The organism is Providencia sp. wls1916, from assembly GCF_009706585.1.
Classification (GTDB): domain Bacteria; phylum Pseudomonadota; class Gammaproteobacteria; order Enterobacterales; family Enterobacteriaceae; genus Providencia; species Providencia lanzhouensis.
The window spans coordinates 13851-40000 of the sequence record NZ_WLUL01000005.1; the positions used below are offsets into that span (position 1 = coordinate 13851).

At 45.2% G+C, this 26150-nt stretch carries 26 protein-coding genes and 1 riboswitch; of the genes, 8 read left to right on the top strand and 18 right to left on the bottom strand.

Annotated features, from left to right (window positions below):
• Window positions 1–9: 9 nt before the first annotated feature.
• Both GKR61_RS02040 and GKR61_RS02045 read right to left on the bottom strand, forming a co-directional pair.
• Complete coding sequence (locus GKR61_RS02040) at window positions 10–519, bottom strand: pyridoxamine 5'-phosphate oxidase family protein (RefSeq protein ID WP_108479685.1); 510 nt, start codon at window positions 517–519, stop codon at window positions 10–12.
• Between the two features lie 78 nt (window positions 520–597).
• Window positions 598–1320, bottom strand: coding sequence for a class I SAM-dependent methyltransferase (locus GKR61_RS02045; RefSeq protein WP_036953632.1), 723 nt, complete (start codon window positions 1318–1320; stop codon window positions 598–600).
• Between the two features lie 511 nt (window positions 1321–1831).
• Here GKR61_RS02045 and GKR61_RS02050 point away from each other — a divergent pair.
• Entirely contained in the window at window positions 1832–2812 is a 981-nt protein-coding gene (locus GKR61_RS02050) for a VWA domain-containing protein (RefSeq protein WP_154599619.1), read from the top strand.
• A 172-nt stretch (window positions 2813–2984) separates the two neighbouring features.
• Window positions 2985–3440, top strand: coding sequence for a hypothetical protein (locus GKR61_RS02055; protein ID WP_154599618.1), 456 nt, complete (start codon window positions 2985–2987; stop codon window positions 3438–3440).
• Window positions 3441–3521: 81 nt separating this feature from the next.
• Here GKR61_RS02055 and dcuC read toward each other — a convergent pair whose 3' ends face one another.
• The 14 genes from dcuC to GKR61_RS02125 form a co-directional block, all read right to left on the bottom strand.
• Window positions 3522–4895, bottom strand: a complete 1374-nt coding sequence (gene dcuC / locus GKR61_RS02060) for a C4-dicarboxylate transporter DcuC (RefSeq protein WP_036953630.1) — start codon at window positions 4893–4895, stop codon at window positions 3522–3524.
• Window positions 4892–6145, bottom strand: a complete 1254-nt coding sequence (pepT, locus tag GKR61_RS02065) for a peptidase T (protein ID WP_036953623.1) — start codon at window positions 6143–6145, stop codon at window positions 4892–4894. Before pepT ends, dcuC begins: the two co-directional genes overlap by 4 nt.
• A 569-nt stretch (window positions 6146–6714) precedes the next feature.
• Window positions 6715–7836, bottom strand: coding sequence for a 2-iminoacetate synthase ThiH (gene thiH / locus GKR61_RS02070; protein ID WP_154639507.1), 1122 nt, complete (start codon window positions 7834–7836; stop codon window positions 6715–6717).
• On the bottom strand, window positions 7833–8603 hold the full coding sequence (locus GKR61_RS02075; protein WP_154639510.1) for a thiazole synthase: 771 nt from the start codon (window positions 8601–8603) through the stop codon (window positions 7833–7835). Before GKR61_RS02075 ends, thiH begins: the two co-directional genes overlap by 4 nt.
• 2 nt (window positions 8604–8605) lie before the next feature.
• Window positions 8606–8806 (bottom strand): sulfur carrier protein ThiS, encoded by a 201-nt coding sequence (gene thiS / locus GKR61_RS02080; RefSeq protein WP_036953608.1) that lies wholly within the window; start codon window positions 8804–8806, stop codon window positions 8606–8608.
• Complete coding sequence (locus tag GKR61_RS02085; RefSeq protein ID WP_036953605.1) at window positions 8794–9552, bottom strand: HesA/MoeB/ThiF family protein; 759 nt, start codon at window positions 9550–9552, stop codon at window positions 8794–8796. The genes thiS and GKR61_RS02085 overlap by 13 nt, the downstream gene beginning before the upstream one ends.
• On the bottom strand, window positions 9542–10219 hold the full coding sequence (gene thiE, locus GKR61_RS02090) for a thiamine phosphate synthase (protein WP_036953598.1): 678 nt from the start codon (window positions 10217–10219) through the stop codon (window positions 9542–9544). The genes GKR61_RS02085 and thiE overlap by 11 nt, the downstream gene beginning before the upstream one ends.
• Window positions 10203–12170 (bottom strand): phosphomethylpyrimidine synthase ThiC, encoded by a 1968-nt coding sequence (thiC, locus tag GKR61_RS02095; protein WP_154599617.1) that lies wholly within the window; start codon window positions 12168–12170, stop codon window positions 10203–10205. The genes thiE and thiC overlap by 17 nt, the downstream gene beginning before the upstream one ends.
• Window positions 12171–12317: 147 nt before the next feature.
• Window positions 12318–12430: riboswitch (TPP riboswitch) on the bottom strand.
• A 207-nt stretch (window positions 12431–12637) separates the two neighbouring features.
• Window positions 12638–13315 carry an HAD family hydrolase gene (locus GKR61_RS02100; RefSeq protein ID WP_036953593.1) on the bottom strand — a complete coding sequence of 226 codons (678 nt, stop codon included), beginning with the start codon at window positions 13313–13315 and terminating at the stop codon, window positions 12638–12640.
• Window positions 13316–13347: 32 nt separating this feature from the next.
• Window positions 13348–14364, bottom strand: coding sequence for an ABC transporter ATP-binding protein (locus GKR61_RS02105; protein ID WP_154599616.1), 1017 nt, complete (start codon window positions 14362–14364; stop codon window positions 13348–13350).
• The gene (locus GKR61_RS02110) at window positions 14361–15176 is read right to left on the bottom strand and encodes an ABC transporter permease (protein WP_036953587.1); all 816 of its coding nucleotides are present in this window, start codon (window positions 15174–15176) and stop codon (window positions 14361–14363) included. The genes GKR61_RS02105 and GKR61_RS02110 overlap by 4 nt, the downstream gene beginning before the upstream one ends.
• Window positions 15163–16065 (bottom strand): ABC transporter permease, encoded by a 903-nt coding sequence (locus tag GKR61_RS02115; protein ID WP_036953584.1) that lies wholly within the window; start codon window positions 16063–16065, stop codon window positions 15163–15165. Before GKR61_RS02115 ends, GKR61_RS02110 begins: the two co-directional genes overlap by 14 nt.
• Window positions 16065–16883, bottom strand: a complete 819-nt coding sequence (locus GKR61_RS02120) for an alkaline phosphatase family protein (protein WP_036953581.1) — start codon at window positions 16881–16883, stop codon at window positions 16065–16067. Before GKR61_RS02120 ends, GKR61_RS02115 begins: the two co-directional genes overlap by 1 nt.
• A 24-nt stretch (window positions 16884–16907) precedes the next feature.
• Window positions 16908–17960, bottom strand: a complete 1053-nt coding sequence (locus tag GKR61_RS02125) for an ABC transporter substrate-binding protein (protein WP_154639508.1) — start codon at window positions 17958–17960, stop codon at window positions 16908–16910.
• A 226-nt stretch (window positions 17961–18186) separates the two neighbouring features.
• On the opposite strand from GKR61_RS02125, the gene nudC reads away from it, so the two are divergent.
• From nudC to GKR61_RS02155, 6 genes are all read left to right on the top strand, one after another.
• Window positions 18187–18975 carry an NAD(+) diphosphatase gene (gene nudC, locus GKR61_RS02130; protein ID WP_036953575.1) on the top strand — a complete coding sequence of 263 codons (789 nt, stop codon included), beginning with the start codon at window positions 18187–18189 and terminating at the stop codon, window positions 18973–18975.
• An 88-nt stretch (window positions 18976–19063) separates the two neighbouring features.
• Window positions 19064–20128, top strand: coding sequence for a uroporphyrinogen decarboxylase (gene hemE / locus GKR61_RS02135; RefSeq protein WP_036953572.1), 1065 nt, complete (start codon window positions 19064–19066; stop codon window positions 20126–20128).
• A 133-nt stretch (window positions 20129–20261) separates the two neighbouring features.
• On the top strand, window positions 20262–20933 hold the full coding sequence (gene nfi, locus GKR61_RS02140; RefSeq protein ID WP_036953569.1) for a deoxyribonuclease V: 672 nt from the start codon (window positions 20262–20264) through the stop codon (window positions 20931–20933).
• A 74-nt stretch (window positions 20934–21007) separates the two neighbouring features.
• Window positions 21008–21595, top strand: coding sequence for a YjaG family protein (locus tag GKR61_RS02145; RefSeq protein ID WP_036953566.1), 588 nt, complete (start codon window positions 21008–21010; stop codon window positions 21593–21595).
• A 199-nt stretch (window positions 21596–21794) separates the two neighbouring features.
• Window positions 21795–22067 (top strand): HU family DNA-binding protein, encoded by a 273-nt coding sequence (locus GKR61_RS02150; RefSeq protein ID WP_006657071.1) that lies wholly within the window; start codon window positions 21795–21797, stop codon window positions 22065–22067.
• A gap of 32 nt (window positions 22068–22099) precedes the next feature.
• A complete protein-coding gene (locus GKR61_RS02155) occupies window positions 22100–22783 on the top strand; it encodes a DUF1481 domain-containing protein (protein WP_080675654.1) in 684 nt (227 codons plus the stop codon).
• A gap of 260 nt (window positions 22784–23043) precedes the next feature.
• Here the strand turns inward: GKR61_RS02155 and purD are convergent, their stop codons facing one another.
• On the bottom strand, window positions 23044–24330 hold the full coding sequence (gene purD, locus GKR61_RS02160; protein WP_154599615.1) for a phosphoribosylamine--glycine ligase: 1287 nt from the start codon (window positions 24328–24330) through the stop codon (window positions 23044–23046).
• Between the two features lie 15 nt (window positions 24331–24345).
• Complete coding sequence (purH, locus tag GKR61_RS02165) at window positions 24346–25935, bottom strand: bifunctional phosphoribosylaminoimidazolecarboxamide formyltransferase/IMP cyclohydrolase (RefSeq protein WP_036953559.1); 1590 nt, start codon at window positions 25933–25935, stop codon at window positions 24346–24348.
• Window positions 25936–26150: the final 215 nt, after the last annotated feature.

Below are 26150 nucleotides of genomic sequence, written 5' to 3' on the forward strand. Positions count from 1 at the left end.
CATTGCCAGCTATTCATCATTAAGGTAGCTCAGCGGCACAGGAATGCGGCGACTTTCTTGATTAGCCAGCCAATGTTCCATATCAAACAACCACCACTGATCAATAATAAGTTCATAAAAGCGTGAATGGCCGCCTTTTTGAAGTTGCTCAAGGGCAATAGAGGGCAACGTATTTTGAGCTTCATCGAAAAGTGAATGTTGATGAAATTCCCTATAAGCTTCTGCAGACTCATCAACCGATAATTCCCGTGCTGTTCCTATGAACTGAGCGCCGTCAAAACCGGCAGAATCAAACTCAGGTAAATGATAATTAAACAGCGTTCCACTTACTTGGGCGTGATGGCGAATATTTTGGGAATGCTGGCTTTGATGTGCGGAATACCAAAGAAATCGTAGAGGATTGAACAGAATTTTCGGCTCGACGGTGGTTGCCCACGGAATATTTTCGGGGCTGAGTGTAGCAAAAGTAACAAAACGGGTGGCGTGCAAAAGAATTAAACTGCGCTGCTTTAAACTCATGGGGTCTCCATTGTATGTATATAAGAAGAAAGCCCACTGTAGGGACTTTCGTGATTGGGTATCATGTTTTGAACTAATTTAAGGAATTGTTTTTGTTGCAGTGATAATGACAGTATGAGGACACTGAATATAATGAAACAGAGATGGGTCTTTTTCTAAAGATGAAGTTGAATGACAAAGCGTCGAGACATGGATGAACCCAGCATGTAAAAACGTATTCTCTAATGTTTGCATCGCATAATAGTAGGCGGTCAGTGTATAACGCTTTTGCCCTGTATAAAGTATCAAATCGACGCAGCTTCCATCATGCCGAGGTTTCGACTCAATTAATTGAAAACCATAAGGAAGATAATAATCGGGGTCGGCCGAAAAATCAGGAGATAGGGTTATTGCAATAATCTTACCTTGAGGGGTTAAGGTACGGTACATGCTTTTAAGTAGTGAGAGTAGATGTGTTTCATTGGTTGCATACGGAAGAACATAGATAGCGACCACAATATCAAATTGGTGATGAGTGAGGTCGTCTAATTCACTGAAATACTCAATATTTAATGGTTCTTTTATTTCATGCATTTGGGCGCTATTAATCATGCCAATTGAACTATCATACCCTACAACTTGCTGACATCTTTGGTTTGCTAACCAACGCGAAATCCCTCCTGCGCCACAACCATAATCCAGTATTTTTAGTGAACGAGTGTCACCTAACCAATTTTTTATCGTGGGTAATTCGAGTTCTTTTCGATATGGCCATTCCAAACTTTCATTATAGAGTTCGGCTAAATTATCAAATTTTTTCATTTTTTAGATAGTGTTCTAATTCGGTGTTAGTAAATGATTTACGTCATTATCAGAATAATTTTTGTATAACGAGATGCTTTTAATTGACTGTTTTCATGGTGATTAAGTATGTCAGTTAAAATTTTGAAGTAATATAGGTGAACAGTAACGCGATGAATATTACCTCATTTATTAGGGGATAATAATAATTGAAACGCTCCTATGGAGAATTTATTGTTTTATTTTAAATCAATGTATTGTCTTCTTATCTTGCCTGGTAAAACATGAACAATAAAAATATTTAATTAATTTTATTTGTTAATATATTGATTTTTAATTGGATACTTTAATAAGTGTTAACGCATTGACATTTATTATTATGTCAATGCAAATACGAATAAATTAATAATACCGCCCTCGATTGAATCAATTAAGGGGTGATTAAATACGTTATAAAAGTATTATATAAATATATTATTCGAATATGAAAATCCAATAAATTAAATACTATGAAATTAACAGGAATATAAATATGGGTAAAAATACAGAAAGTAATGACATTGAAAATGATAATAAAATAACGTCTAACAGCATGATGCAAAATATGGCTTCGTTTGGGGCACCAAGTATTATGGTTAACCAAACTTCACAGCTGGTTACAGGAACGGGGGATATTGCCTTAGATTTGGTCGTGGTGATTGATACCAGCGGTTCCATGTCTGATGAATCTGCGGATCTTAGCCAACAAATTGACGCTGCTATTGAAAAAGCAGCAGCAAATTGTCCATCACATTTACGCGCCACATTCTTGGGGATACAAGGTGTTTGGACGGGAACTAAATTCGATCAATCGGTGAGTGATTATTTAATCTTAAAAGGAGTTAACGAAAGTAGCCTACAAGCACGTCCTCCATTTAAAGAAGCGGATGGTATTGACCATGCGGGGAACAAAGAAGATCTCTGCCGAGCCGTCATTGATGTAAGTCGATACTTTGACTGGCGTGATGGTGCTAGACGAGCCATTTTTGTCTTAGGTGATGAAGGCATGGAGGGCGGTGGTGGTCGACTTACCAGTGCGGCAATAGCCAAAAACAATGAAGCGATTGAAATTGCTCAACATGCTCATGTCAAAGTGTACACCTATCAAGGGACACCGGATGATGCGCCAACCAATCTTGACCGTTTCCCAAGCCTAGCTGATAGAGACAGAGTAACACAAGAATATGCCCGTTTAGCTGAGCAAACAGGTGGACGTTCTTATATCTACACCACGGGCATCGCCAATTTTGCTTTAGTCTTGCAAGAAATTCTTTGTGACAGCCTGATCCCGCCGACTATCCCAAATCCAGAGCGTTCGGACTGTGCGAATGTCTGTGACCAACTGCCGACTATCTTAGGAACAGTGAATACGCTAGCTGAAATTATCAATAAGGCGATAGATGCTTGCTGTGGTAACGAAAGTCATCATGGTCACCACTCGCATCATCATTCAGCTTGCCAGTGTCAAAAATAATAACAAACAGGCCTGCAATTGCAGGCCTAATACTATGAGAGTCAAACGAATATTTGTGAGAAAGCCTTTATAAATCGGGATTACTTGCTGGTATCTATGATAAAAAATGAATAAAGTACCTTGCTAATATGCCACTTACAACGTTAACCACAGCGTAGCAAAGGATAATATTTTGGCGCCTATCACCGAAGAAAAGCATGATGGACAAATTCTACTCGTCAGTAGCTCACGGCTAAATGATGAAACATCTATTATGTTTTATCGAATCGGAACAGATAAACCTGAATATGAAATTGAAATATATAGCCATGCTAGTCGTTCCAGCTCAGAAGATATTTTATGGTTAGATTATGATGCAGAGTATGGCTGTGGTGATGTCCACTCAGACACTTTTCTCAAAATAAATGATGGGGAAGAAGAGGGATTACCTTGTCACTGTTATTACAGCGGAGATAGCATTATTCTGCATGCACAGCTCCCGATTAGCACCCTTCACCTTATCCAGACATCGAATAGATTGCAATTAAGATTATCTATTTCAGGATTGACCACTAATCACGGTAATCACACAATATTGCTGTCCGATAGGATAATAAATGAGTGGAAACAGATTATTGTTCTTCAATAGAATAAGACCCTCAATGGATTCCATTGGGGTCTTATTTGTGGTGTGCAGATTAAACTCTATGGATATATCCCAGAGTACGATTTAATAGAAAATTCCAATAATTGCACAGTGCGCGACAAACCCAACCATCAACGGTATGGCGGTTCGTTTCACCACATCGAATGGTTGAAGTTTGGCACCACTGGATACGGCGATTATTACCCCCGAAACCGGAGACATACCACGCCCCATATGCGAAGCTTGCTGCATTGGTAGGATCATCGCAATCGGGTTAACCCCCATACTGTGTGCAATTTGTGGGATTAACTCCACGAATGCTAAGAATGGTGCGTTACCAGAACCCATAATAATAGCGGCGGCTAACGTGACTAATGCAAACACAATCGCCATCGCAAATGGTGGTAAACCGACGGATTCTGCGCCAAGGATTAATTGGTCGATGGCACCACTGACTTTGATCCCGTGAGCAAACACACCCGCAGCAACTAACAGTCCGACTACGTTACTAAACGCATGCCCCATCCCATTTAAGAAGGTTTGGAAACCATTACACACTTGCTTGAAGTTACGTACTCGCACGGTTTCTAGTACCATACAAATCGCCATAGCAATCAGTACGATGGTCACAACGTCGAGGTGAATTCCCTCAAAAAACAGGTTGGAAGAGCCGACTGCCATAATGATTGGTAGCATCGGTAAAATGGCATAGTAGCCGGGCACCGATTTGGCTGTTGCTTCTTTGTCATGGGACTGCACCGCTTTACCAATTTCAGGGACGAAACCTTGTTTACGGTCACAATGACGTTGCCAGAAAATATGGGTAATACCGACCACCAGCACCGTGGCTAATGCCGCAGGCCCTTGGTAGTAAAGTACATATTCAACGACTGACATATCAACGGCTTTCGCACCACGGATAGCATCAATCGCGGTTGGTGTATAAGCAACCCCAAGGGATGTTGCGATAACCCCAGCGGCAGATGCAGGGGAGAGTCCCAAACCAATCATAATTGGGAACATGGTCCCCATTAACAGTACAGCTAAGCCTGTCGCTGACGGAATCGCTAACTGCAAGATACTCGCTAACAAGAATGAGAAAAATAGTAGTACATAAGGCGAACGCATATTTTTCAGTGGTTTAGTTGCTACGCGTACTACCGCTTCGTTGGCACCGATGTGATCCATATAGTGAGCAAAACCCATTAGTGCCATGATCATCAAACCAAGATCAGCAGCACGGCTACTAAATAGGTCACGCATTACTTCAAACGGATCGAGCCAAGTAATGCCCGTGGTTGCGACGCTTTTCGGTAGGATAGGACCCCAGCCTAAGGCTAGGGTGAAAATCATCAACACTAAACCGGCAATTAACAGCACCGGTTCAGCTTTGTATCCCTTCAGAATAAAGCGTGCAACCAAAACAACGATAATTAGAACCGTTAGAATTGGGATCATGCTTTAGCTCCTGGCTTGAAACGTTCTGCTGTAATTTGTACCACTTGTTTTAAAACATCACTGGCGGCATACAGAGATTTCACTGGTAGATATTCATAAATCGAGTGGAAGTTATGAGCGCCAGTGAAAATGTTCGGGCAAGGAAGACCATTCTGTGAAAGTGCTGCACCATCATAGCCTCCACGCATAGGGATAACTTTTGGCGTGATCCCGCAAGCTTCATAAGCTGCGTGAGCAATATCGATTGGATAACGGTTTTCACCTTGTAAGCTGTTGTACACGTTTGAGTAACGGTCAGCTAAGGTACAGGTTACGCTTTCTGGTCCCCACAGGTCTTCACAATGACCCGCCAATTTTTTCAGGAATGCCATACGAGCGCGATAGCCCTCTTCGGTAAAGTCACGCACATCCATTTTCAGAACAGTGCGAGCGCTGTTACCTGACATCTGCTTAACCCAGTAATAACCTTCACGGTTTTCAGTATATTCAGGCGCTTCGCCACCGGGCAGCATTGCGATAAATTTCTGCGCCATTAGCAGGGAATTCACCAGTTTGCCTTTAGCGGACATTGGGTGAGCTGACTTACCTGTAAAGACGATTTCAACATCCCCCGCATTCCAGTTTTCATACACCAGCTCGCCAATACCACAGCAGTCTAGGGTGTAGGCAAAATCTGCACCAAACTCTTTCACATCAAACACTTTCGCGCCGCGTAGACCTTGTTCTTCATCAGGAACGAAGCCCACTTTGATATCCCCGTGTTTGATGTCTGGGTTTTGTTTAAAGTACTGCAACATATCCATAATCGAGGCGATAGCAGCTTTATCATCGGCACCTAATAGGCTGGTACCGTCGGTGACAATGATGTCATCACCAAGGTAATTTTCTAATTCTGGGAACTCACTTTTACGCAGGTAAATATTGAGTTCTTTATTCATACAAATATCTTCGCCGTTATAAGGCAAAATTTGTGCTTTGGTGTCGTTAGTCTGCTCTGCGCTCGTATCTAAGTGACCAAAGAATGCCACCGTTGGCACTTTATAATCCAGGTTGGAAGGCAGTGTTGCGGTAACGATAGCTGTATCACGCAGTTTGATATCCTGTAAGCCTAAGCCTTCTAACTCTTGAACTAGCTGTTTGGCAAGAACGCGCTGGCCTTCAGAGGATGGCATGATGCCTGCGGCGCCTTTTTCCCTATTCGTGGTGGTGTTAATTTTTGTATAAGAAATAAAACGGTCAACAATATTCATTATTCTCATTCTCCAGCATCATCGTGATGCATTATTTTTATACTTTCATTATTGCAATGAAGAAAAACATACTTCGTTGCAATATTCTTTTATCATGAATAATGCCAAAATAAATATCTGACCAGTTATTTTTTTGACTAAAGACACAGAGTGATTAAAAAAGAAGAATAGAAGTGGCAATATTTAATTATTAAATTAGAATGTGCATCACAAAATACCTGGTGGGAGATTTATTTATCTAATTGATATAAATGAGATATTTTTGGTTGCCTACCGCTGGTTATATTTAATACTAGATATTCATCTTTCCTAACTTAAATTGTTATTTAACGAAGATAATAACAATTTAAAATTCAGTTATACTATTATCATAATTTCATCGTAGTTTAAAAAACTATTAAAATATTTTTTAAATATTATTAATATTTTAATTCAGACTGATTGATGACGTATTCTTTTAGTTTTTGTGATCAGATTAATATTATTATTTAAAAATTAAACGTCGTATATTCTTAGTTCCATTTAATGGGAAATATTCTCTTCAATATTTCCCATTAAAAATGGAGCCATTAACGTCCTAAGTAGCCATCCCAATCTTTCCAAACAGGTTGTAGACCGGCTTGTACTAAGGCATGTGCGACTTGTGCTGCACTGCGGTTATCGTGGGGCGAGAACTGCTCTAACTCGGTTTTCGAATCCGCATAGCCTCCTGGTTGGGTTTTAGAGCCAGCACTGACGCTGTTAATCGCCAGTGGTACCACATGATCCCGAAAATAAGGGGATTCTCGGGTGGATAGCGACAATTCTACCGTTGGGGCAAGCAAGCGAAATGCACAGATTAACTGAACCAGCTCAGCATCCCCCATCAGCGAGGCGGGTTCGATTCCTCCCACGCAAGGGCGCAAGCGTGGAAATGAAATAGAATAGCGGCTTTGCCAATAGTGTTGCTGCATATACAGAAGATGCTCTGCCACCATGTAACAATCCGTTCGCCAGCTACTGGAAAGCCCGATTAATGCCCCCAATCCAATTTTATCAACACCCGCTTGACCAAGGCGCTCTGGCGTTGCTAATCGCCAATGAAAATCCTGTTTTTTGCCTTTTAAATGATGAAGTTGATAAGTCGGCTCATGGTAGGTTTCTTGGTATACCATCACACCATCTAATCCTAAGGTTTTCAGCTCGCGATACTCTTCGGTTGATAAGGGCTGAACCTCCATCATAAGGGAACTGAAATAGGAGCGGATCACCGGGATATGGCGACGAAAATAGTCCATTCCGACTTTGGTTTGATGTTCACCTGTTACCAAGAGCAAACTGTCAAAACCGATTTGGCGGATGGTTTCGCATTCACGGACAATTTCGGCATCGTCGAGGGTTTTGCGCTTAATGCGGTTGCTCATCGAAAACCCGCAATAGGTACAGTCATTGGCACATAAGTTGGAAAGGTACAAAGGAACATAAAATCCAACGGTATGGCCGAAGCGTTGACGCGTTAGGCGCTGCGCCTTTTGTGCCATCGGCTCGATGTAATGCCGCGCCGCAGGGGAAAGCAACGCCATAAAATCATCGAGAGTCAATGTATCACTCTGCAACGCTTGCTCTACATCCGAGGCGGTTTTGCTATTGATCTGTAATGTGAGGTTGTCCCAATCTAACTGTTCCCAACGCTCCCGAAAGCTTTCAATCATTGCAGCGCCTCCAAAAATTGAGTCAGAGGACTAGATGCCTCCGCTCTCTGTTTGGGTGCCGCAAGTCCACTTTGGCGAGCGAGTTGTGCAGCTTCGACCGCCATATTAAAGGCTTGTGCCATTAATATGGGCTGTTTAGCCACGGCAATGGCGGTATTGACTAGCACCGCATCGGCGCCCATCTCAATAGCTTCGGCGGCATGGCTAGGTGCGCCAATTCCTGCATCCACCACTACTGGTACATTAGCCTGTTCGATGATGATTTGCAGCATCTCCTTAGTCACTAAGCCTTTATTGGTACCAATCGGCGCGCCCAGAGGCATCACGGCAGCGCAGCCCACTTCTTCCAGTCGCTTACATAGCACGGGATCCGCGCTGCAATAAGGCAACACCACAAATCCTTCTTTAACCAGTTGCTCTGCTGCGAGTAACGTTTCGATAGGGTCTGGCAATAAGTAACGGACATCGGGATGGATTTCGAGTTTTACCCAATGAGTGCCGAGGGCTTCACGAGCGAGACGCGCAGCAAAAATCGCTTCTTGGGCATTCTTGGCGCCGGAAGTATTGGGAAGCAATTTAACTCCTAACTCTTGAAGTGGCTGTAAAATACCATCATCTTGCCCACGTAAATTAACGCGTTTCATCGCCATGGTCACCAGCTGGCTGCCCGATGCTTGGATGGCTTGCTGCATTAATGTTGGATTGGCAAACTTGCCTGTTCCGGTAAATAAACGTGACTGAAAAGTGACATCAGCAATTTTTAACATCATTAACCCCCTGCGATAGCTTGAAACAGCAGAATGTTGTCTTGTTCATTCAAAAAATGACTTTCCCACTGGCTTTTAGGAATGATGACTTGGTTGATAGCCAGTGCTGAGCCGGATGTACTTTGCCCGAGTTGCGTTAATAGCTGGTGGACGGTAATGGGCGATTCAACCTCCATCGGCTGGTCATTGATTATGATATGCATGTGACCTCTCGGCAGACAGGGCAATGTTTTGAACGGGTCAGCTGCAAGGTATTCCATTGCTGCTGCTTTCCATCAAACAGGCGTAGTTTTCCACTTAACGGGGACGGTAATCCCACCAGCAATTTGATGGCTTCTAATGCTTGTAACGTCCCAATCACTCCCACTACCGGACCTAAAACCCCCGCTGTGCGGCAGTTACGTTGTGGTTCTTCTTGGTCGGGATACAAACAGGCGTAGCAGCCCGATTGAAAAGGAGGCTCAAGAACCATCAATTGTCCACCAAAGCCAACGGCACTGCCGCTGACGAGCGGGGTATTGCTAATGACGCACGCGGCATTGACCGCATGGCGAGTGGCCATGTTGTCACAGCAATCCAGCACCAAATCCACCTGTTCCACTAAGGGAAGTAAGCTGTCCGCATCAAGCTTTTGTTGGAAAATGCGCGTCTTAGTATGGGGATTAAGCTGCTTTAAACGCGCTGCGGCCAGCTGCGCTTTCGACTGGTTAATATCCTGCGTGTCATACAGCACTTGGCGCTGCAAGTTAGACACATGCAGGTCATCATGATCCGCTATCCATAATTCACCGACACCCGCCCCCGCGAGATACAAACTTGCAGGGGAGCCTAGTCCACCTAAACCGACAATCAGTACCTTGCTTTGTTTGAGTTTTTGTTGCCCTTCAGGGCTGACATCCTCAAGCAGCAATTGGCGGCTATAACGCATAAATTCGAGATCATTGAGCATGGTCGTTTTCCTTTAAGCGAGAGGTTGGTTCAACCAGATCCAGCAATGTTCGCGTTGCACTTTGCCAGTCATCGGCTTGGGTGATGGCACTGACAACCGCTACACTGCCAACGCCAGTGGCGAGCACGGCAGGCACGCGTTCAATGGATATCCCGCCTATTGCCACTGTCGGATAGTCTGGCGTCTCCTCAACCATCTGTTTTAACGCTTCTAAACCTTGCGGAGAGGAAGGCATCTGCTTGGTTTGGGTTGGAAAGATATGCCCCAGTGCGATATAAGACGGACGCACGGTTTTGGCAATCGCGACTTCATCAGGATCGTGGGTGGAGATCCCCAGCCGTAGCTCCGCTTGGTGAATCGCTACTAGATCGGTAGTTTCCAGATCTTCTTGCCCTAAGTGTACGCCATAGGCACCCAGCTCTATGGCTAAACGCCAATAGTCATTAATAAATAATCGGGCATTATGCTGCTTACCAAGGGCTATTGCTTGCTGGATCTGTTCACGTACTTGGTGGTCTTGCTTGTCTTTGATGCGCAATTGCAAGGTGGAAACACCTGCAATTAGCAGGCGTTCAATCCATTCAACAGAATCCACAACCGGGTACAGACCGAGGCAGTGTTCGGTCGGTGGAAATGGGCTATTTGGGAGATTAAGCGTTTTGTTCATCACTCACGACCTCAGCAATCTCAGCCCCATGATAGAGTTCGCTACCGTGAGCGCGGAAAGCTTCCGACATCTGCTCCATGCCCGCCTCTTTTTGTGCAGCATAGTCACGAACTTCTTGGGAAATCTTCATGGAGCAGAATTTTGGTCCACACATAGAGCAGAAGTGGGCGATTTTCCCTGACGCTTGCGGTAAGGTTTCATCGTGATATTTACGCGCGGTTTCAGGGTCTAGGGCGAGGTTAAACTGGTCTTCCCAACGGAACTCAAAACGCGCTTTGGACATGGCATTATCACGAATTTGCGCACCCGGATGACCTTTCGCGAGATCAGCGGCGTGGGCAGCAATCTTGTAGGTAATCAGCCCCTGTTTGACGTCTTCTTTGTTCGGTAAACCAAGGTGCTCTTTTGGCGTCACGTAGCACAGCATCGCACAACCAAACCAGCCGATCATTGCTGCGCCAATACCGGAAGTGAAGTGGTCATAGCCCGGTGCGATATCGGTGGTTAGGGGGCCTAACGTATAGAATGGGGCTTCGTGGCAGTGCTCTAGCTCTTCGGTCATATTGCGGCGGATCATCTGCATCGGCACATGCCCCGGTCCTTCAATCATCACCTGCACATCGTATTCCCATGCAATTTTGGTCAGCTCGCCTAAGGTATGCAGCTCTGAGAATTGGGCTTCATCGTTGGCATCTTGCACAGAACCCGGACGTAACCCATCACCAAGAGACAGGGAAACATCATAAGCAGCACAAATTTCGCAAATTTCACGGAAATGCTCATACAGGAAGTTTTCTTGGTGGTGGGATAAACACCATTTCGCCATGATAGAGCCGCCACGGGAGACTATGCCGGTCAGGCGCTTCGCCGTCATTGGTACGTAGCGCAGTAAAACGCCGGCATGGATAGTGAAGTAATCTACTCCTTGTTCGGCTTGCTCTAGCAGAGTATCGCGGAACATTTCCCACGTGAGGTTTTCAGCAACACCGTTCACTTTTTCGAGCGCTTGGTAGATAGGTACGGTACCAATTGGCACTGGGCTATTACGTAAAATCCATTCGCGGGTTTCGTGAATATAACGACCTGTGGATAAATCCATCACCGTATCTGCACCCCAGCGAGTAGACCAAATCAGTTTTTCCACCTCTTCTTCGATGGATGAAGTCACGGAGGAGTTACCGATATTGGCATTCACTTTCACTAAGAAATTGCGCCCGATAATCATCGGCTCAGATTCTGGATGGTTAATATTGGCAGGGATGATAGCGCGACCTGCCGCCACTTCTTGGCGTACAAATTCCGGCGTAATATTTTCTGGCAAAATAGCACCAAAGCTTTGCCCCGGATGTTGCTGCCTTAACACTTCACTGCGAATGCGTTCACGACCCATATTTTCACGGATGGCGATAAATTCCATTTCAGGGGTCACAATACCTTGACGAGCATAATGCAACTGAGTGACGCATTTGCCTGTTTGCGCTTTCAGTGGTGCAGGGCGGTGATTAAAACGTAAGTGATCTAAGCCCGCATCGGCTAAGCGCTGCTGGGTAAAGTCGGAGCTGAGATTTTCGACAGCAACAGTATCCGCGCGTTCACTGATCCACGGCGCACGGATTTTTTTCAATCCTTTGTGAACATTGAGTTCAGAGGCCGGGTCGCCGTAAGGACCTGAGGTGTCATAAACAGGGACGGCCTCGTTATCTTCAAATTTGGGATTATCTTTGTCTCCGCCGATAAGCGTTGGGGAGAGCTGGATTTCGCGCATGGGAACTTGGATATCATCCCGCGAGCCTTGCAGGTAGATACGTTCAGAGTTAGGGAATGAAACACCGGAAATGGTATTGATAAAGTCTTCTGCGGCATCACGCTGCTCTTTTCGAGAGCGTGCTGGTGCAGCTTTAGGGGAAATATCGGTACTCGGTATAACTGCATTATTAGCATTATTGGACATAGCAATTTCCTGACATCGTCACAGGCTATACGGCGTAAAGCGCCAATAGCGGGTTTATCGAAAGAAAGTTGCTTGTCTGGAGTTCGGAGGAGTAATGGTAAGGCGTTGCGGCTAGTTTTTCGCCAAATAAATAAGCGAAAATTGCGCTGAATGATTACTCTTGTTCCCTTCGCGGGTATTAACCCGATCAGGTTCCGCGGATCCCGAATTAACGGTCTCAGCCTGATGCATATGCATACTAGACACTCCGACAAGAATTAATCAGTATAAAGTTTCCCCGTCATTCTTCAAGCGATAAGTGCGTTGGCTTCTCTCGGCTACCCTAGTCACATACTTGTGTATGCTCCTAGGGATATCCTCGCTTGCCGCCTTCTTCTCACTCGAATAATTTAGGGGAAATCAGTGTATTGGGTAAAAATCCAAAACCTAGAAATTAAAAGTTAGAACTAGGTTGGTTAAATAGGGTTTTACAAACTCCACGAATATTGCGGCCAGTGGTTTTCGTTGGCGGCTTGGAGAAGGCGCGGGTCGCCGTTGACGATAAATGTCTCATCGGCGAAATGACACATTGGTAGGTCATTGGCGGAATCGGTGTAGAAATAAATATACGCATCGGTGATTGGCTGGTGGGAAATCCACTGAGTTAAACGCTTAACTTTACCCTCTTTAAAGGTCGGGATACCGTCAACTTCGGTGGTGTAGCAGCCATTTGAACGCTTAATATCAATGCCCATCGTGACATCGGCGCCAAGGTGATCCGCGATCTTCTTCACGATAAAGGTAACCGTTGCGGAGATCACAATGATCGGGATCCCTTGAGATCGATATGAGGCGATAGTGCTTAATGCGCTAGGGTAAATGCGCGGAATGATAATGGTATCCACAAAATCATCTAACCACTCATCGACTTGCTCTGTCTTGATGCCAGCAAGGGTCTGCAAACTAAACTTTAAGTAAGTCACCATATCCAAATTGCCCGCGTTGTATTGCGCCATCATCTCTTTATCGGCTTCGACAAAACGCGGGTCGGTAATGATTTTCTTATCCCACAAATATTGCGTCCAAAGTACGCTACTATCGCCACGGATCAGGGTGTCATCGAGATCAAAAATCGCTAATTTGGTTTGTGTAGACGGGTTTTGCATGAGGTTCCTTTCGTTGACTAGCTCGTCGTTGATTAACTTAAAGCTCGAATTTCATTTTTATTAAACATTAACTCAAGGCGTGTGCCTGGCTCAAATAAACGCTCGGATGAGCGGTTGAGCAAGTCTACGGTCATATCCCCCGCAGGCGTGTTCACGCTATAGCGAATAATATTCCCTAAAAGCTGGTGGTCAAGGATCACGGCATCTACAGGGGCGGAAATATGGCTGCCATATTGGCGTCCGACTTCGCGAACATAAATGGACTCAGGGCGAATGGCGAGGGTGCCTTGTAAATTGACGCCCAACATCCCATTGGCTTTTTCTGCTTCCACCAGATTGTAATGCCCCATAAATCGAGCCACAAATTCAGTGGCAGGCTGAGTATAGATATTTTCCGCGGTATCGCTTTGGATAATCGAGCCTTTGTTCATTAAGAAGATGCGGTCAGACATAATCATTGCTTCGTCTTGGTCGTGGGTGACGAAAATGGTAGTGAGCTTCAGCTCTCGCTGGATTTCACGAATTTGCTGGCGTAAGTGCTTACGAATACGTGCATCAAGGGCGGATAACGGTTCATCGAGGAGTAAAATTTGCGGCTTCATCACCAATGCACGGGCGAGGGCGACACGTTGGCGCTGACCACCCGAAAGCTGGTGCGGATATTGGTTCTCTTTTCCTTGTAATTCCACCATATCAATGACTTCTGCCACGGCTTTATCGCGCTCAGTGGCGGGCATCTTGCGCATTTTCAACCCAAATGCGATGTTTTCAGCCACGGTCATATTTGGGAATAGAGCGTAGCTTTGAAACACCATGCCCACGCCGCGCTGTTGAGCTGGCTGCTGAGTGATATTCTGGCGGTTGATATACAGCTCCCCGCTGTCAGGCTGTTCAAGTCCCGCAATACAGCGCAGTAACGTGGATTTCCCACAGCCACTTGGCCCCAATAGCGTAATAAATTCCCCTTGTTCAATCGTAAACTGGATATCAGAGAATACTTGGTTCTGACCAAAGGATTTAGTTAGGTTTTCGGCAATGACGTAGCTCATCGTTCATCTCCCGCACGATTCAAGCGCGTTGCTAACCAAGTCAGCAGCAACGTAAATAAGAAGTAAGACATCACTAGCGCAGAGGTAAAGTGTCCGCTAGTTTGGCGCATATTAAACAGATAGATCTGCAAGGTTTCGAAACGGGTTCCCACTAAGATATTGGCGAATACGAACTCCCCCATTAAGAATGAGAAGGAAATCAGTAAAGAAACCAATAACCCTTTACGGATATTTGGCAGCACTATCATTAAAAAGGCTTTAAAGGTGCTGGCACCGAGTAAGTGAGCGGCGTCCATTAAGTCATGCAGATTGATTCCTTGAAAGCTATTCGCCAGTGCGCGGTACATAAATGGCAATGTAATGGTGAAGTAGGTGCCAATTAAGATCCACGGGGTACCGACCAACATGAATGGCTCATCCGCAAAGATTTGCAGTAAACCGACTGAAGAGACCACGGGTGGGATCGCAAAAGGGAGAATAATCAGTAAATCCATCAACCCTTTGAGGTTTGGAAAGCGGTAAAAAACGGCAAAAGTCATGGGTAAAATCACGAGCACGCTGATCAGCAATGTGCCAAAGCAGATCAAGAGTGATCGTCCAAATGCCATTAGAAATCGTGGATCTTGCCATAGTTGTAGATACCATTTGATGGATAGGGCATCAGGCATAATCGTCGCACCCCATGAGCTCGAAATGGAGTAAATAAAGGTGGCGATAATCGGCAGCGCAAGAATGGCGGCAACGGTACCAAGAACCATTTTATGAAACAGTAAACTCGGTGCTTTTGGGCTACGAATATTAGGATTTAGCATGGTAGCTCCGCTTTAATAACCAGTGGTGAATGGCGGTGATAAACCCGAGGATCGCAATCAGAACAACGGATAGCGCGGCTGCCATATTTGGCTCTAAGAACAGGTCGCCAGAGACAAGGCTGGCAATGCGGATAGTCACTAGGTTGTAGTTACCACTGGTGAGTGCGTAAGTACTGGCATAAGCGCCAACGGCATTGGCAACCAAGATAATAAATGTGCCTAACAGTGCAGGAGAAATGACCGGAATACCCACTTTCAGCCAATAGGTTAACTTGCTGGCTCCCATAGTTTTTGCGGCATCTTCCCACTCAGGTTTGAGTGCATCGAATGCAGGGTAAAGCAGTAAAATGCCGAGTGGGATTTGGAAGTAGATATACAGCAGCATCAAGCCGCTGGCGCTGTAGATATTAAAATCATCAATCCATCCCCACGCTTTAAGTTGCAGGGTAATGGCTCCGTTAAAACCTAAGATAATAATAAACGCGAAGGCTAACGGTACGCCGCTGAAGTTGCTCGCCATGGTGGTAAACGAAATCATGAAATTGCGCACTTTGCCTTGCATCTTATAGATAGAAAATGCCGTTACACAAGCGATAAGCAAACCAACAACGCTACAAATCAGCGATAGCCACAAAGTGTTTTGAAATGCTTGTAGATAGAAATCGTTGGTGAAGATCTCTACGTAATTCTCAAAAGACCATGCTTCTTCGTAGACAAAACTGTTGAAGAGTACCCAAATCATCGGGGCGATTTGAAACAGGCAAAACAGCACAATAAATGGCACGATTAACAGTGCGGCGTGCCAGTGAAAACGCACATTGGGCTTGTTAAACATGGTTAAGCCTCCCTCTTGTTGACGGGACTGGTCGTTGGCAGGGATATCCGCCATTAGCGACCTCCTGCCAGTAAATCATCACAGACAGTTTTGTTTGAGAATGGCACACCCAGTAGTTGGCAAACGGTGCCACAAATCGCTGTTTGTTCCATCGGAACGTCTGGGCGATGAGAGAATGCGCTGCCAATAGTCAACAGCGGAACCGTACACTCTTCCGGCAAAATACCACCGTGGCTACGGTCGTTATTCATCCCGTGGTCGCTGGTGATGATGATTTGGTAGCCTTGCTCTATCCACATCGGTAAGTAATGGGATAAATAAATGTCTGCTTTGCGAGCCGCATTGCGATATTGGGACGAATCAAAACCAAACTTGTGCCCCGCATCATCGATATTCATTGGGTGGATCAGCAAAAAATCGGGGTCGTGTTGGGTACGCAGGTATTCCGCATCCATAAACAGGTGGTCATCAGGGTAGTGGTCTGCTTGGTAGAAGCAACCATGCTGAATAGGCAGCTGCTTATCATGGGTAAATCGGTCACGATTCGCCTCAAATGGCGCGCGATTATACAGCTCACTGACCCAATAATAGGCTGCTGCCGCTGTCGTTTTTCCGGCTTGGTGAGCCAATGAAAAGATGCTATCGAAGTGAGAAAGTCGCACCACATCGTTGTTGACGATGCCACTTTGAACCGGAGGAATGCCCGTCAAAATGCATTCGTACAGCGGGCGAGACATGGATGGGAGCTCACACTCCATTTTATAAAGTGTTGCTCTATCGGCTTTGATAAGACCATTGAGATAGCCCATACATTGATGGGCTACTGAATAACTTAAACCGTCGAGAACAACAAGTATGACTTTTTCAGACATCAGACTGTTGATTCCTAATTGCGATTATTGCTGGTGAATTAATACTTGCTGCTGCCACATTTTCGGTAAGTTGCGTGATGACTTTTCCCAGCCTTGCGCATCTTTAATCGGGTGAACATTTTTGTATTGCTCATCTGGCAGTAATTTGGCTTGGATATCCGCAGGCAGTGTCAGGTATTGAGCACGAATTGGGCGCGCATAACCTTCTGCAAGGTTGATTTGCCCTTTATCACTGGAGATAAATTCGCGGGCTAATTTCGCGGCATTTGGGTTTTTAGCAAACTTATTGATGATAGTGGTATAGCCGGAGATAACGCTGCCATCGGATGGGATCACTACGATAAAGCGGTCGCGGTTGATTTGGTCACGGTAGTTCAGTGCGTTGAAGTCCCATAAAATGCCCACTTCCACTTCGCCTTTTTCGATGTTGGCAACGGTTGGGTCATTGACGGATAAACGTTTCTGTTTCGCTAATTCGCCAAAGAATTCAATGGCAGGCTTCAGGTTATTTTCATCACCACCACGTGCAAAAGCGGCTGCTAATACAGCGTTGTTGGCTTGTGCGGCAATGCCCACATCCCCAACGGTGACTTTATATTTTCCTTTAAGTAAATCATCCCAGCTTTTTGGTGCGTCTTTAACTAAGTCTTTATTGATCATAAACGCGATCGTGCCAGTGTAAGCTAATGCCCAGTGGCCGTCTTTATCTTTTGCCCAATCAGGCACTTGTGACCAAGTGGTCGGTTTGTACGGCTGAGTGACCCCTTTTTGTACTGCAACCGGACCAAATGACGCGCCGACATCACCGATATCTGCGGTAGCGTTATTTTTCTCAGCGGCAAATTTTGCAATTTCCTGCGCAGAGCTCATGTCCGTATCTTGATGCTTTAAACCGTATTCTGTCGATAAATCCTGCCATGTGCCTTTCCAGTTTGCCCATGTATCAGGCATCCCGACGCTATAAACTTGGCCTTCTTTCTTTGCAGCTTCGATAAGTTGTGTTAAATCGCTGTCAGCCGCAAATGCCATTTGAGAAGTGCTGAGTGACAGTAAAATTGCAGGTACGATAGCTTTCATCTTGTTTCTCTCTATAAGAGTCGCCGTATTGGTTAGTTGGCATGCTAATTATTCGAGATGACAATGAATTGACAGTTGTGTGACACTTTTTAGATGCTGTGACGTTTAAATGTCTAAAAAGTGTCAAAATAATGAAAGGGTAGTGACGAATCAAACGGTTGTATGACAATCTATAAAACAAGCGTATCTTTAACCGCAACTCAGCGTGCTGACATAGAGAAACAGAATGAATAAACACACATTAGCAGGAACCGAAAGCGGCTGGTGGTTTGTCTGCTTTGCGGGGCGGTTGTGGCTGCCCCAAGGTGATGTACCTAAAGGTGCTGCACAGCAATTTGGATTAACGGGGAAACTAGCCACTCCCATAGGTGAGTGGCAAGGGGAAATTGTCTGGCTGATTGCTGAAAAAATGCCATCAGATATGGCTTCCCCTCGCGTGGTCGCTTCCCAAGATGAAGGGCTATTTCGTTTAGCTGGACGGGGTGTACAACTCGCGGAATTTTATCGTTCTCATCGTTACTGTGGTTATTGCGGAACGGCGATGCGCCATAGTTCAACGGAATGGGCGTGTTTGTGCGACCACTGCCATGAACGTTATTATCCACAAATTGCCCCATGTATTATCGTTGGTATTCGCCGCGATGATCATATTTTGCTGGCACAACATCGTCGCCATTCACAAAATCCGCTGTTCACGGTGTTAGCAGGGTTTGTGGAAGTGGGGGAAACCTTAGAAGAGGCGGTGGCTCGCGAAGTGATGGAGGAGAGCCATATAAAAGTGCGCAATATTCGTTATGTCTCTTCCCAGCCTTGGCCATTCCCACACTCACTGATGATGGGCTTTTTAGCTGATTATGATAGTGGGGACATTCAAGTGGATCCTAAAGAGTTAGTGAGCGCTAACTGGTATCACTATAATGATCTGCCGCTGATCCCACCGGGAGATACGATTGCTCGGCGATTAATTGAAGATAGTGTGGTGTTATGTCGTCAATTTGATGAAGATAACCACTAATTGCGCTGGCGCTGATATTGTTTCCCTTTGCTGGTATAATATGGCGCCTTAGCCATTTGCGGCGGCCACAATAATAATGGAGTAAATAATGACTGAGTTGAAAAATGACCGCTATCTACGTGCGTTGCTACGTCAGCCTGTAGATGTGACCCCAGTATGGATGATGCGTCAAGCCGGGCGTTACCTACCAGAATACAAAGCGACCCGCGCAGAAGCTGGTGATTTTATTGCTTTATGCAAAAATACTGAGTTAGCGTGCGAAGTCACGTTACAGCCACTTCGTCGTTTTCCATTAGACGCCGCAATTTTATTCTCAGATATTCTGACCATCCCCGATGCAATGGGGCTGGGTCTTTATTTTGAAACAGGAGAAGGTCCTCGTTTTGAAAGACCAGTAGCAAGCGCTGCCGATGTTAAAAATATCCCAATTCCCGATCCAGAAATGGAACTGGGCTACGTGATGGACGCAGTTCGTGCCATCCGTAAAGCCTTAAATGGTGATGTACCACTGATTGGTTTCTCGGGTAGCCCGTGGACATTAGCGACCTATATGGTTGAAGGTGGTAGCAGCAAAGCGTTCACTAAAATCAAAAAAATGATGTATGAAGATCCAAATACGCTGCATTTACTGCTGGATAAGCTGGCAGATAGCGTGATTTTGTATCTGAATGCTCAAGTGCGCGCAGGCGCTCAATCCCTGATGATTTTCGATACGTGGGGCGGCGTGCTGACTAAGCGTGATTATCTGGAATTCTCCTTGCGCTACATGCACAAAATTGTTGATGGCTTAATTCGTGAAAATGACGGTCGTCGTGTGCCTGTGACCCTGTTTACCAAAGGTGGCGGGCAGTGGTTAGAAGAGATGGCGGCAACAGGCTGTGATGCGCTAGGTTTGGATTGGACGACCGAAATTGCGGATGCTCGTCGTCGCGTTGGTGACAAAGTTGCGCTGCAAGGCAATATGGATCCTTCAATGTTATATGCACCACCTGCGCGTATTGAACAAGAAGTGCAGCACATTTTAGCAGGCTTTGGTCAAGGTGAAGGGCATGTCTTCAATTTAGGTCATGGTATTCATCAAGATGTGGCGCCTGAACATGCGGGTGCGTTTGTGGACGCGGTTCACCGTTTCTCTCGTCAATATCATCAGTAGCCGCCAAGGCATAATCGAGGTAGAACTTGGTGTTTTATCTCGATTTGAACCTCTCAATGTGTGGTGTATTTACAGGATCTTGTAAGTACATCATTATCATCTATGATTAATCCTTATTAATAATGGTTCCGTGATGGCAATTGATACTCAGCAGTTGCGACAACAGCAGGTAGAGCTAGCTCAACAAGTCATTCTGAATGATGAATTTGTCCCGCCGCGTTTTATTGGTGGTGCGGATGTCGGTTTTGAGCAAGACGGTACCGTCACTCGCGCGGTGATTGTGGTGCTTTCATGGCCTGAGCTGCAATTGGTGGAATATCAAATAGCACGGATCCCAACTCAGTTACCCTATATACCCGGGTTGCTCTCGTTTCGTGAAGTCCCAGGGTTAATGGCTGCGTGGGAAAAAATCCAACAAAAGCCCGACTTAGTGCTGGTGGACGGTCAAGGTATTGCTCATCCGCGGCGTTTTGGTGTGGCTTGCCATTTCGGATTGTTGGCCGATGTCGCAACGATAGGGGTAGCAAAAAGCCGTTTATGTGGTGATGATGTTGAACTCAATGCTGAACCTGAAAGCGTCGAAATGTTGAAAGTGGCTCAAGAGCAATTAGGATGGGTTTATCGCAGTAAGAAACGCTGTAATCCTTTATATCTTTCTCCGGGTCACAAAGTCAGTTTTATTTCCTCGCTAGAGTGGGTAAAACGGTGTATTCAGGGGTATAGATTGCCAGAACCGACCCGTTTTGCTGATGGAATCGCTTCGAATCGCACATTTTTTAAGCGAATGAATGAGAAAATTGGCTAATTATCAGCAAAATATGTGGCATTGGCAGATTTTCAGGTAAACTGCGAAGTATTGAGATTGATGAGTCAGAAATTATGTTAAGAAATCCTATTCATTTGAGGTTAGAGAAACTAGAAAGCTGGCAGCATATGACCTTCATGGCATCCCTGTGCGAGAGAATGTATCCTAATTATCAAATGTTTTGCCAGCAAACTGAATTTGCTGATGCGAAGGTTTATCGTGCCATCCTTGATTTAGTTTGGGAAACCTTGGTTATCAAAGATAGCAAAGTCAATTTCGACAATCAGTTAGAGAAGTTAGAAGAAATTATTCCAGTCGCCGATGACTTCGATATGTACGGTGTTTATCCCGCTATCGACGCTTGTATTGCTTTAGGTGAACTCATTCATGCAAAACTGAGTGGTGAAACCCTTGAGCACGCAATCTTAGTCAGTGAAGCATCGATTCGTACTGTTGCTATGCTTGAAATGACCCAAGCAGGGCGTGAAATGACCGATGAAGAGCTAAAAGTGGTGCCTGCTGTGGAAGAAGAGTGGGACATTCAATGGGATATTTTCCGCTTATTAGCCGCTTGCGAAGAACGAGACTTAGAGTTAATTAAAGGATTAAAATCTGACCTCCGCGAAGCGGGTGTCAGCAATATCGGCATTACTGTCGCGTAAATTTTGCACTTTTAAGTGCGAAAACGTGACTTAAAGCAGTAATGCTGTGTACTAAGACTTCACATTTACCCCTACTCTGTTCTACATTTAGGGGCGAGAAGAAGTGGCTATCGGGGGCGTGTATCAGGGGCTGTCTATCTGGCATATCCGACGCACTCGATGCTTTGCAAACGATAAACACACTGTGTAAGGATAATTTATGAACAAGACTGAATTAGTTGATGCTATCGCAGAATCAGCAGATCTGACTAAAACTCAAGCTAAAGCAGCTTTAGAAGCAACTCTGAGCGCAATTTCAGATTCTCTGAAAAGCGGCGAAGCAGTACAACTGGTCGGTTTCGGTACTTTTAAAGTTAGCCACCGTGCAGCTCGTACCGGTCGTAACCCACAAACTAAAGCAGAAATCCAAATTCCTGCAACAACTGTACCAGCATTCTCTGCCGGTAAAGCACTGAAAGACGCTGTAAAATAAGTACATTGTCTACGAGAATTATCAGAGGGGGTATGAAGTTACCCCTTTTGTTTATTCGCCAAAGGTTGCTGGTGTTGGGAGCAGTCTCAATACTAAGCGCCTGTTCTTCTAATTCGCCTCGACTCCCTGAGTTTAGTGCCAGCGGATTTATTGCCGATGAAGGCGTAATCCGAATGTGGAGACTGAATGATGCGAAGAGTCAGCCGTTGGTCTTAATGGTGGTGTATAGCCCCTATAAAAGAACCGACACCTCCGTCAATTTCTTCGAATATCGTGATGGTAAATTGTGGCAGATCCGCAGCCAAGTCCTCAATCAAGGGGATAACAACATCACTGAACAACTGCGCTTTAGTAAAGATAATGAAATTGTGTTTATGCAGCGCGCGCAAAATAATATCAAAACCCCGCTTTCCTCTGATGAAATTAACCGCTGGCGTTTTGAAGCTGACCGTATCCTGAATATCAATACCGCGTTGATAGTGGGTGGTGTAGAACTACATCAAGGGTATTGGAAGCAAGGTAAAATCACCACTTGTGATGGTGAAAAGCGCGATGTTACTTTCGAACCGTATGCACAGAAATGGCTAGATGATAGAGCCAAAGTCTGGACGAAAGAGCTGAATTTGGCGTGGTTGGAGTCGCCAGAGGGCACTCAGCTTTTGATGGTGGCGGATACCAACTTCTGCAATTGGCAACCTAGTAAAGATTCTTTGTAGGTCACCGCTCGTCGTCTTTCGAACCACAGCTGTATTGCTACGTTCGTTCACCCTAGTCACATACTTATGTATGCTCCTAGAGATTCTCTCTCTTGCAGCTTTGCTGTGATTCGAAATACTTAGAGCCATTGGCGGTGTGAAGGTCAAAGGCAAAACAAGTTCAAAAAATAAAAAGATAGAAAGATAGAAAGATAGAAAGATAGGCAATAAAAAAGCTGATAAAAGTTTCCTCTTATCAGCTTTGGGATTATTTGTTTCTATTACTTAATGCGGGCGATAGCGCGGTAGCCGATATCGTTGCGATAGAAGCTGTCGGACCAATTGATGGTTTTGGCAACTTCGTATGCTTTAGCTTGAGCTTTTGCGATGTCGTTACCTAATGCAGTGACACACAGAACGCGACCACCGGCAGTGACGACTTCGCCTGCTTGGTTGAGCTTGGTACCTGCGTGGAACACTTTGCTATCAGCGGCTTCTGACGTTGGTAGACCCGAAATTACATCGCCATTGCGATAATCACCTGGATATCCCCCTGCCGCAATCACGACGCCGAGCGCTGGACGTTCATCCCAAAGAGAATCTTTACCTGCGAGTTCGCCTTTAGCACCCGCTAAACACAGAGCGACTAAATCAGATTGTAAGCGCATCATAATTGGCTGAGTTTCTGGATCGCCAAAACGGCAGTTAAATTCGATGACTTTCGGGTTACCCGCTTTATCAATCATCAAACCTGCATATAAGAAACCTTGATAACGGTTCCCTTCTTGATCCATCCCTTTAACGGTTGGATAAATGACTTGCTCCATGACACGTTGATGAACCGTATCTGTCACCACTGGCGCAGGTGAATATGCACCCATACCGCCAGTGTTTAACCCAGTATCACCATCGCCAACACGTTTATGATCTTGGCTAGTTGCCATCGGAATGACATTCTCACCATCCACCATGACGATGAAACTCGCTTCTTCGCCATCAAGGAACTCTTCGATAACGATACGATGACCGGCATCACCGAATGCATTGCCAGCCAGCATATCATGGACGGCATCTTTGGCTTCTTGCAGCGTCATTGCCACAATCACGCCTTTACCAGCAGCCAAACCATCAGCCTTGATAACGATAGGTGCGCCAACTTTATCTAAATAAGCCAAAGCAGGCTCAATTTCAGTAAAGTTTTCATAAGCTGCGGTCGGAATCTTGTGACGAGCTAAGAAATCTTTGGTGAACGCTTTCGAGCCTTCTAACTGCGCAGCACCTTGAGTTGGTCCAAAAATGGTTAAACCAGCTTGTTTGAATGCATCGACCACACCGATAACTAATGGTGCTTCTGGACCTACGATGGTTAGACCGATTTGTTTGTCTTTGGCAAATTGCAGTAAGCCATCAATGTCAGTTGCTGAGATATCGACATTTTCCAGTGCAGGTTCCAGTGCAGTACCCGCGTTACCCGGCGCAACATACACTTTATCTGCTAATGGAGATTGTGCGGCTTTCCATGCTAAAGCGTGCTCGCGACCGCCACCACCAATAATCAGTATATTCATAGAAACCCCTAGCAATTAGTGACGGAAGTGACGCATGTTAGTAAAGATCATTGCGATGCCATGTTCATTGGCAGCGGCAATCACTTCATCATCACGAATAGATCCACCTGGTTGAATAACGCAAGTAACACCTACAGAAGCAGCAGCATCGATGCCATCACGGAATGGGAAGAATGCATCGGATGCCATTGCACAACCAGCAACTTCTAAACCTTCATCAGCAGCTTTGATCCCCGCAATCTTAGCAGAGTACACGCGGCTCATTTGTCCTGCACCAATACCGATGGTCATGTCGTTCTTCGAATAAACAATCGCATTTGATTTCACGAATTTCGCCACTTTCCAGCAGAACAGCGCATCTTTTAACTCACGTTCTGTAGGTTGGCGTGTGGTTACGACGCGTAAATCTTCCGCTTCGACCATACCTAAGTCACGATCTTGAACCAGTAAACCTCCATTCACGCGTTTGAAATCTAAACCTGCAACAGGTTTGCTCCACTCACCACATACTAGAACACGCACGTTTTGCTTGGTAGATAAGGAAGGTAACGCGTCTTCAGCAATAGAAGGGGCAATGATCACTTCAACAAATTGGCGTTCAATGATGGCTTCTGCGGTGGCTTTATCTAATTGACGGTTAAAAGCAATGATGCCGCCGAATGCAGAGGTTGGGTCAGTCTTGAATGCTTTATCATAAGCGGCATGGATATTGTCACCAATGGCAACACCACAAGGGTTAGCATGCTTAACAATAACACAAGCTGGCTCATCAAAGGATTTTACACATTCCAGAGCTGCATCGGTGTCTGCGATATTATTATAAGAAAGCGCTTTACCTTGAATTTGGTTCGCAGTGGCAATCGACGCTTCTTTTGGATTTTCTTCTATATAGAAAGCCGCATCTTGATGGCTGTTTTCGCCATAGCGCATATCTTGCTTCTTAATAAAGTTTAAATTCAGGGTACGAGGGAAACGACCTGATGGCTGAGTAGTATCACCATGATATGGGGCAACCAGTTCGCCAAAGTAGTTGGCAATCATGCTGTCATAAGCTGCGGTGTGCTCGAATGCTTTGATAGCTAAGTCAAAGCGTGTTGACCAATTCAGCGAATTTTCGTGGTTATCCATCTCTTCGATGATTTTGTCATAGTCATTACTGTTAACCACGATAGCCACGTCTTTATGGTTCTTCGCTGCGGAGCGAACCATGGTTGGACCGCCAATATCAATATTCTCAACGGCGTCTTCTAATGTGCAATTTGGTTTTGCGACGGTTTGAGCAAATGGATAAAGGTTCACAACCACCATATCAATAGGTGCAATGTCATGCTGCTGCATGATGGCATCATCTTTACCGCGACGACCTAAGATCCCACCGTGAACTTTCGGGTGCAGAGTCTTAACGCGACCATCCATCATTTCAGGAAAACCTGTGTAATCTGAAACTTCAGTGACCTTAAGGCCTTGCTCTGCTAGTAATTTAGCGGTTCCACCGGTAGAAAGCAGTTCAACACCACGGTGAGAAAGCGCTTTAGCGAATTCAACAACCCCTGTTTTATCAGACACACTAAGCAGGGCACGGCGAATAGGACGAAGCTGTTGCATGAGATAGATCCCTTGGATTTGGATAAAGAAGCAATATCTATATATAAGTCACTAACAATTTCAGAGCATCAAAATAAAATCAATGCCGAATTTTCGCGCTAATTGTAGCGCAAACGTTTGCGTAATGCGCGAACTATTTTCACTATTTTTTCAGTCTGTGGATAAATCTGTGTGTAAGTGGGTATAAATAGGGGTTTTGCTGTGGAATGCAGCAG

Coding starts and splice junctions, on each gene's coding strand:
- GKR61_RS02040 (WP_108479685.1), bottom strand. CDS start 519: ATGAGTTTAAAGCAGCGCAGTTTAATTCTTTTGCACGCCACCCGTTTT.
- GKR61_RS02045 (WP_036953632.1), bottom strand. CDS start 1,320: ATGAAAAAATTTGATAATTTAGCCGAACTCTATAATGAAAGTTTGGAA.
- GKR61_RS02050 (WP_154599619.1), top strand. CDS start 1,832: ATGGGTAAAAATACAGAAAGTAATGACATTGAAAATGATAATAAAATA.
- dcuC (WP_036953630.1), bottom strand. CDS start 4,895: ATGATCCCAATTCTAACGGTTCTAATTATCGTTGTTTTGGTTGCACGC.
- pepT (WP_036953623.1), bottom strand. CDS start 6,145: ATGAATATTGTTGACCGTTTTATTTCTTATACAAAAATTAACACCACC.
- thiH (WP_154639507.1), bottom strand. CDS start 7,836: ATGATTGAAAGCTTTCGGGAGCGTTGGGAACAGTTAGATTGGGACAAC.
- GKR61_RS02075 (WP_154639510.1), bottom strand. CDS start 8,603: ATGTTAAAAATTGCTGATGTCACTTTTCAGTCACGTTTATTTACCGGA.
- thiS (WP_036953608.1), bottom strand. CDS start 8,806: ATGCATATCATAATCAATGACCAGCCGATGGAGGTTGAATCGCCCATT.
- GKR61_RS02085 (WP_036953605.1), bottom strand. CDS start 9,552: ATGCTCAATGATCTCGAATTTATGCGTTATAGCCGCCAATTGCTGCTT.
- thiE (WP_036953598.1), bottom strand. CDS start 10,219: ATGAACAAAACGCTTAATCTCCCAAATAGCCCATTTCCACCGACCGAA.
- thiC (WP_154599617.1), bottom strand. CDS start 12,170: ATGTCCAATAATGCTAATAATGCAGTTATACCGAGTACCGATATTTCC.
- GKR61_RS02100 (WP_036953593.1), bottom strand. CDS start 13,315: ATGCAAAACCCGTCTACACAAACCAAATTAGCGATTTTTGATCTCGAT.
- GKR61_RS02105 (WP_154599616.1), bottom strand. CDS start 14,364: ATGAGCTACGTCATTGCCGAAAACCTAACTAAATCCTTTGGTCAGAAC.
- GKR61_RS02110 (WP_036953587.1), bottom strand. CDS start 15,176: ATGCTAAATCCTAATATTCGTAGCCCAAAAGCACCGAGTTTACTGTTT.
- GKR61_RS02115 (WP_036953584.1), bottom strand. CDS start 16,065: ATGGCGGATATCCCTGCCAACGACCAGTCCCGTCAACAAGAGGGAGGC.
- GKR61_RS02120 (WP_036953581.1), bottom strand. CDS start 16,883: ATGTCTGAAAAAGTCATACTTGTTGTTCTCGACGGTTTAAGTTATTCA.
- GKR61_RS02125 (WP_154639508.1), bottom strand. CDS start 17,960: ATGAAAGCTATCGTACCTGCAATTTTACTGTCACTCAGCACTTCTCAA.
- nudC (WP_036953575.1), top strand. CDS start 18,187: ATGAATAAACACACATTAGCAGGAACCGAAAGCGGCTGGTGGTTTGTC.
- hemE (WP_036953572.1), top strand. CDS start 19,064: ATGACTGAGTTGAAAAATGACCGCTATCTACGTGCGTTGCTACGTCAG.
- nfi (WP_036953569.1), top strand. CDS start 20,262: ATGGCAATTGATACTCAGCAGTTGCGACAACAGCAGGTAGAGCTAGCT.
- GKR61_RS02145 (WP_036953566.1), top strand. CDS start 21,008: ATGTTAAGAAATCCTATTCATTTGAGGTTAGAGAAACTAGAAAGCTGG.
- GKR61_RS02150 (WP_006657071.1), top strand. CDS start 21,795: ATGAACAAGACTGAATTAGTTGATGCTATCGCAGAATCAGCAGATCTG.
- GKR61_RS02155 (WP_080675654.1), top strand. CDS start 22,100: ATGAAGTTACCCCTTTTGTTTATTCGCCAAAGGTTGCTGGTGTTGGGA.
- purD (WP_154599615.1), bottom strand. CDS start 24,330: ATGAATATACTGATTATTGGTGGTGGCGGTCGCGAGCACGCTTTAGCA.
- purH (WP_036953559.1), bottom strand. CDS start 25,935: ATGCAACAGCTTCGTCCTATTCGCCGTGCCCTGCTTAGTGTGTCTGAT.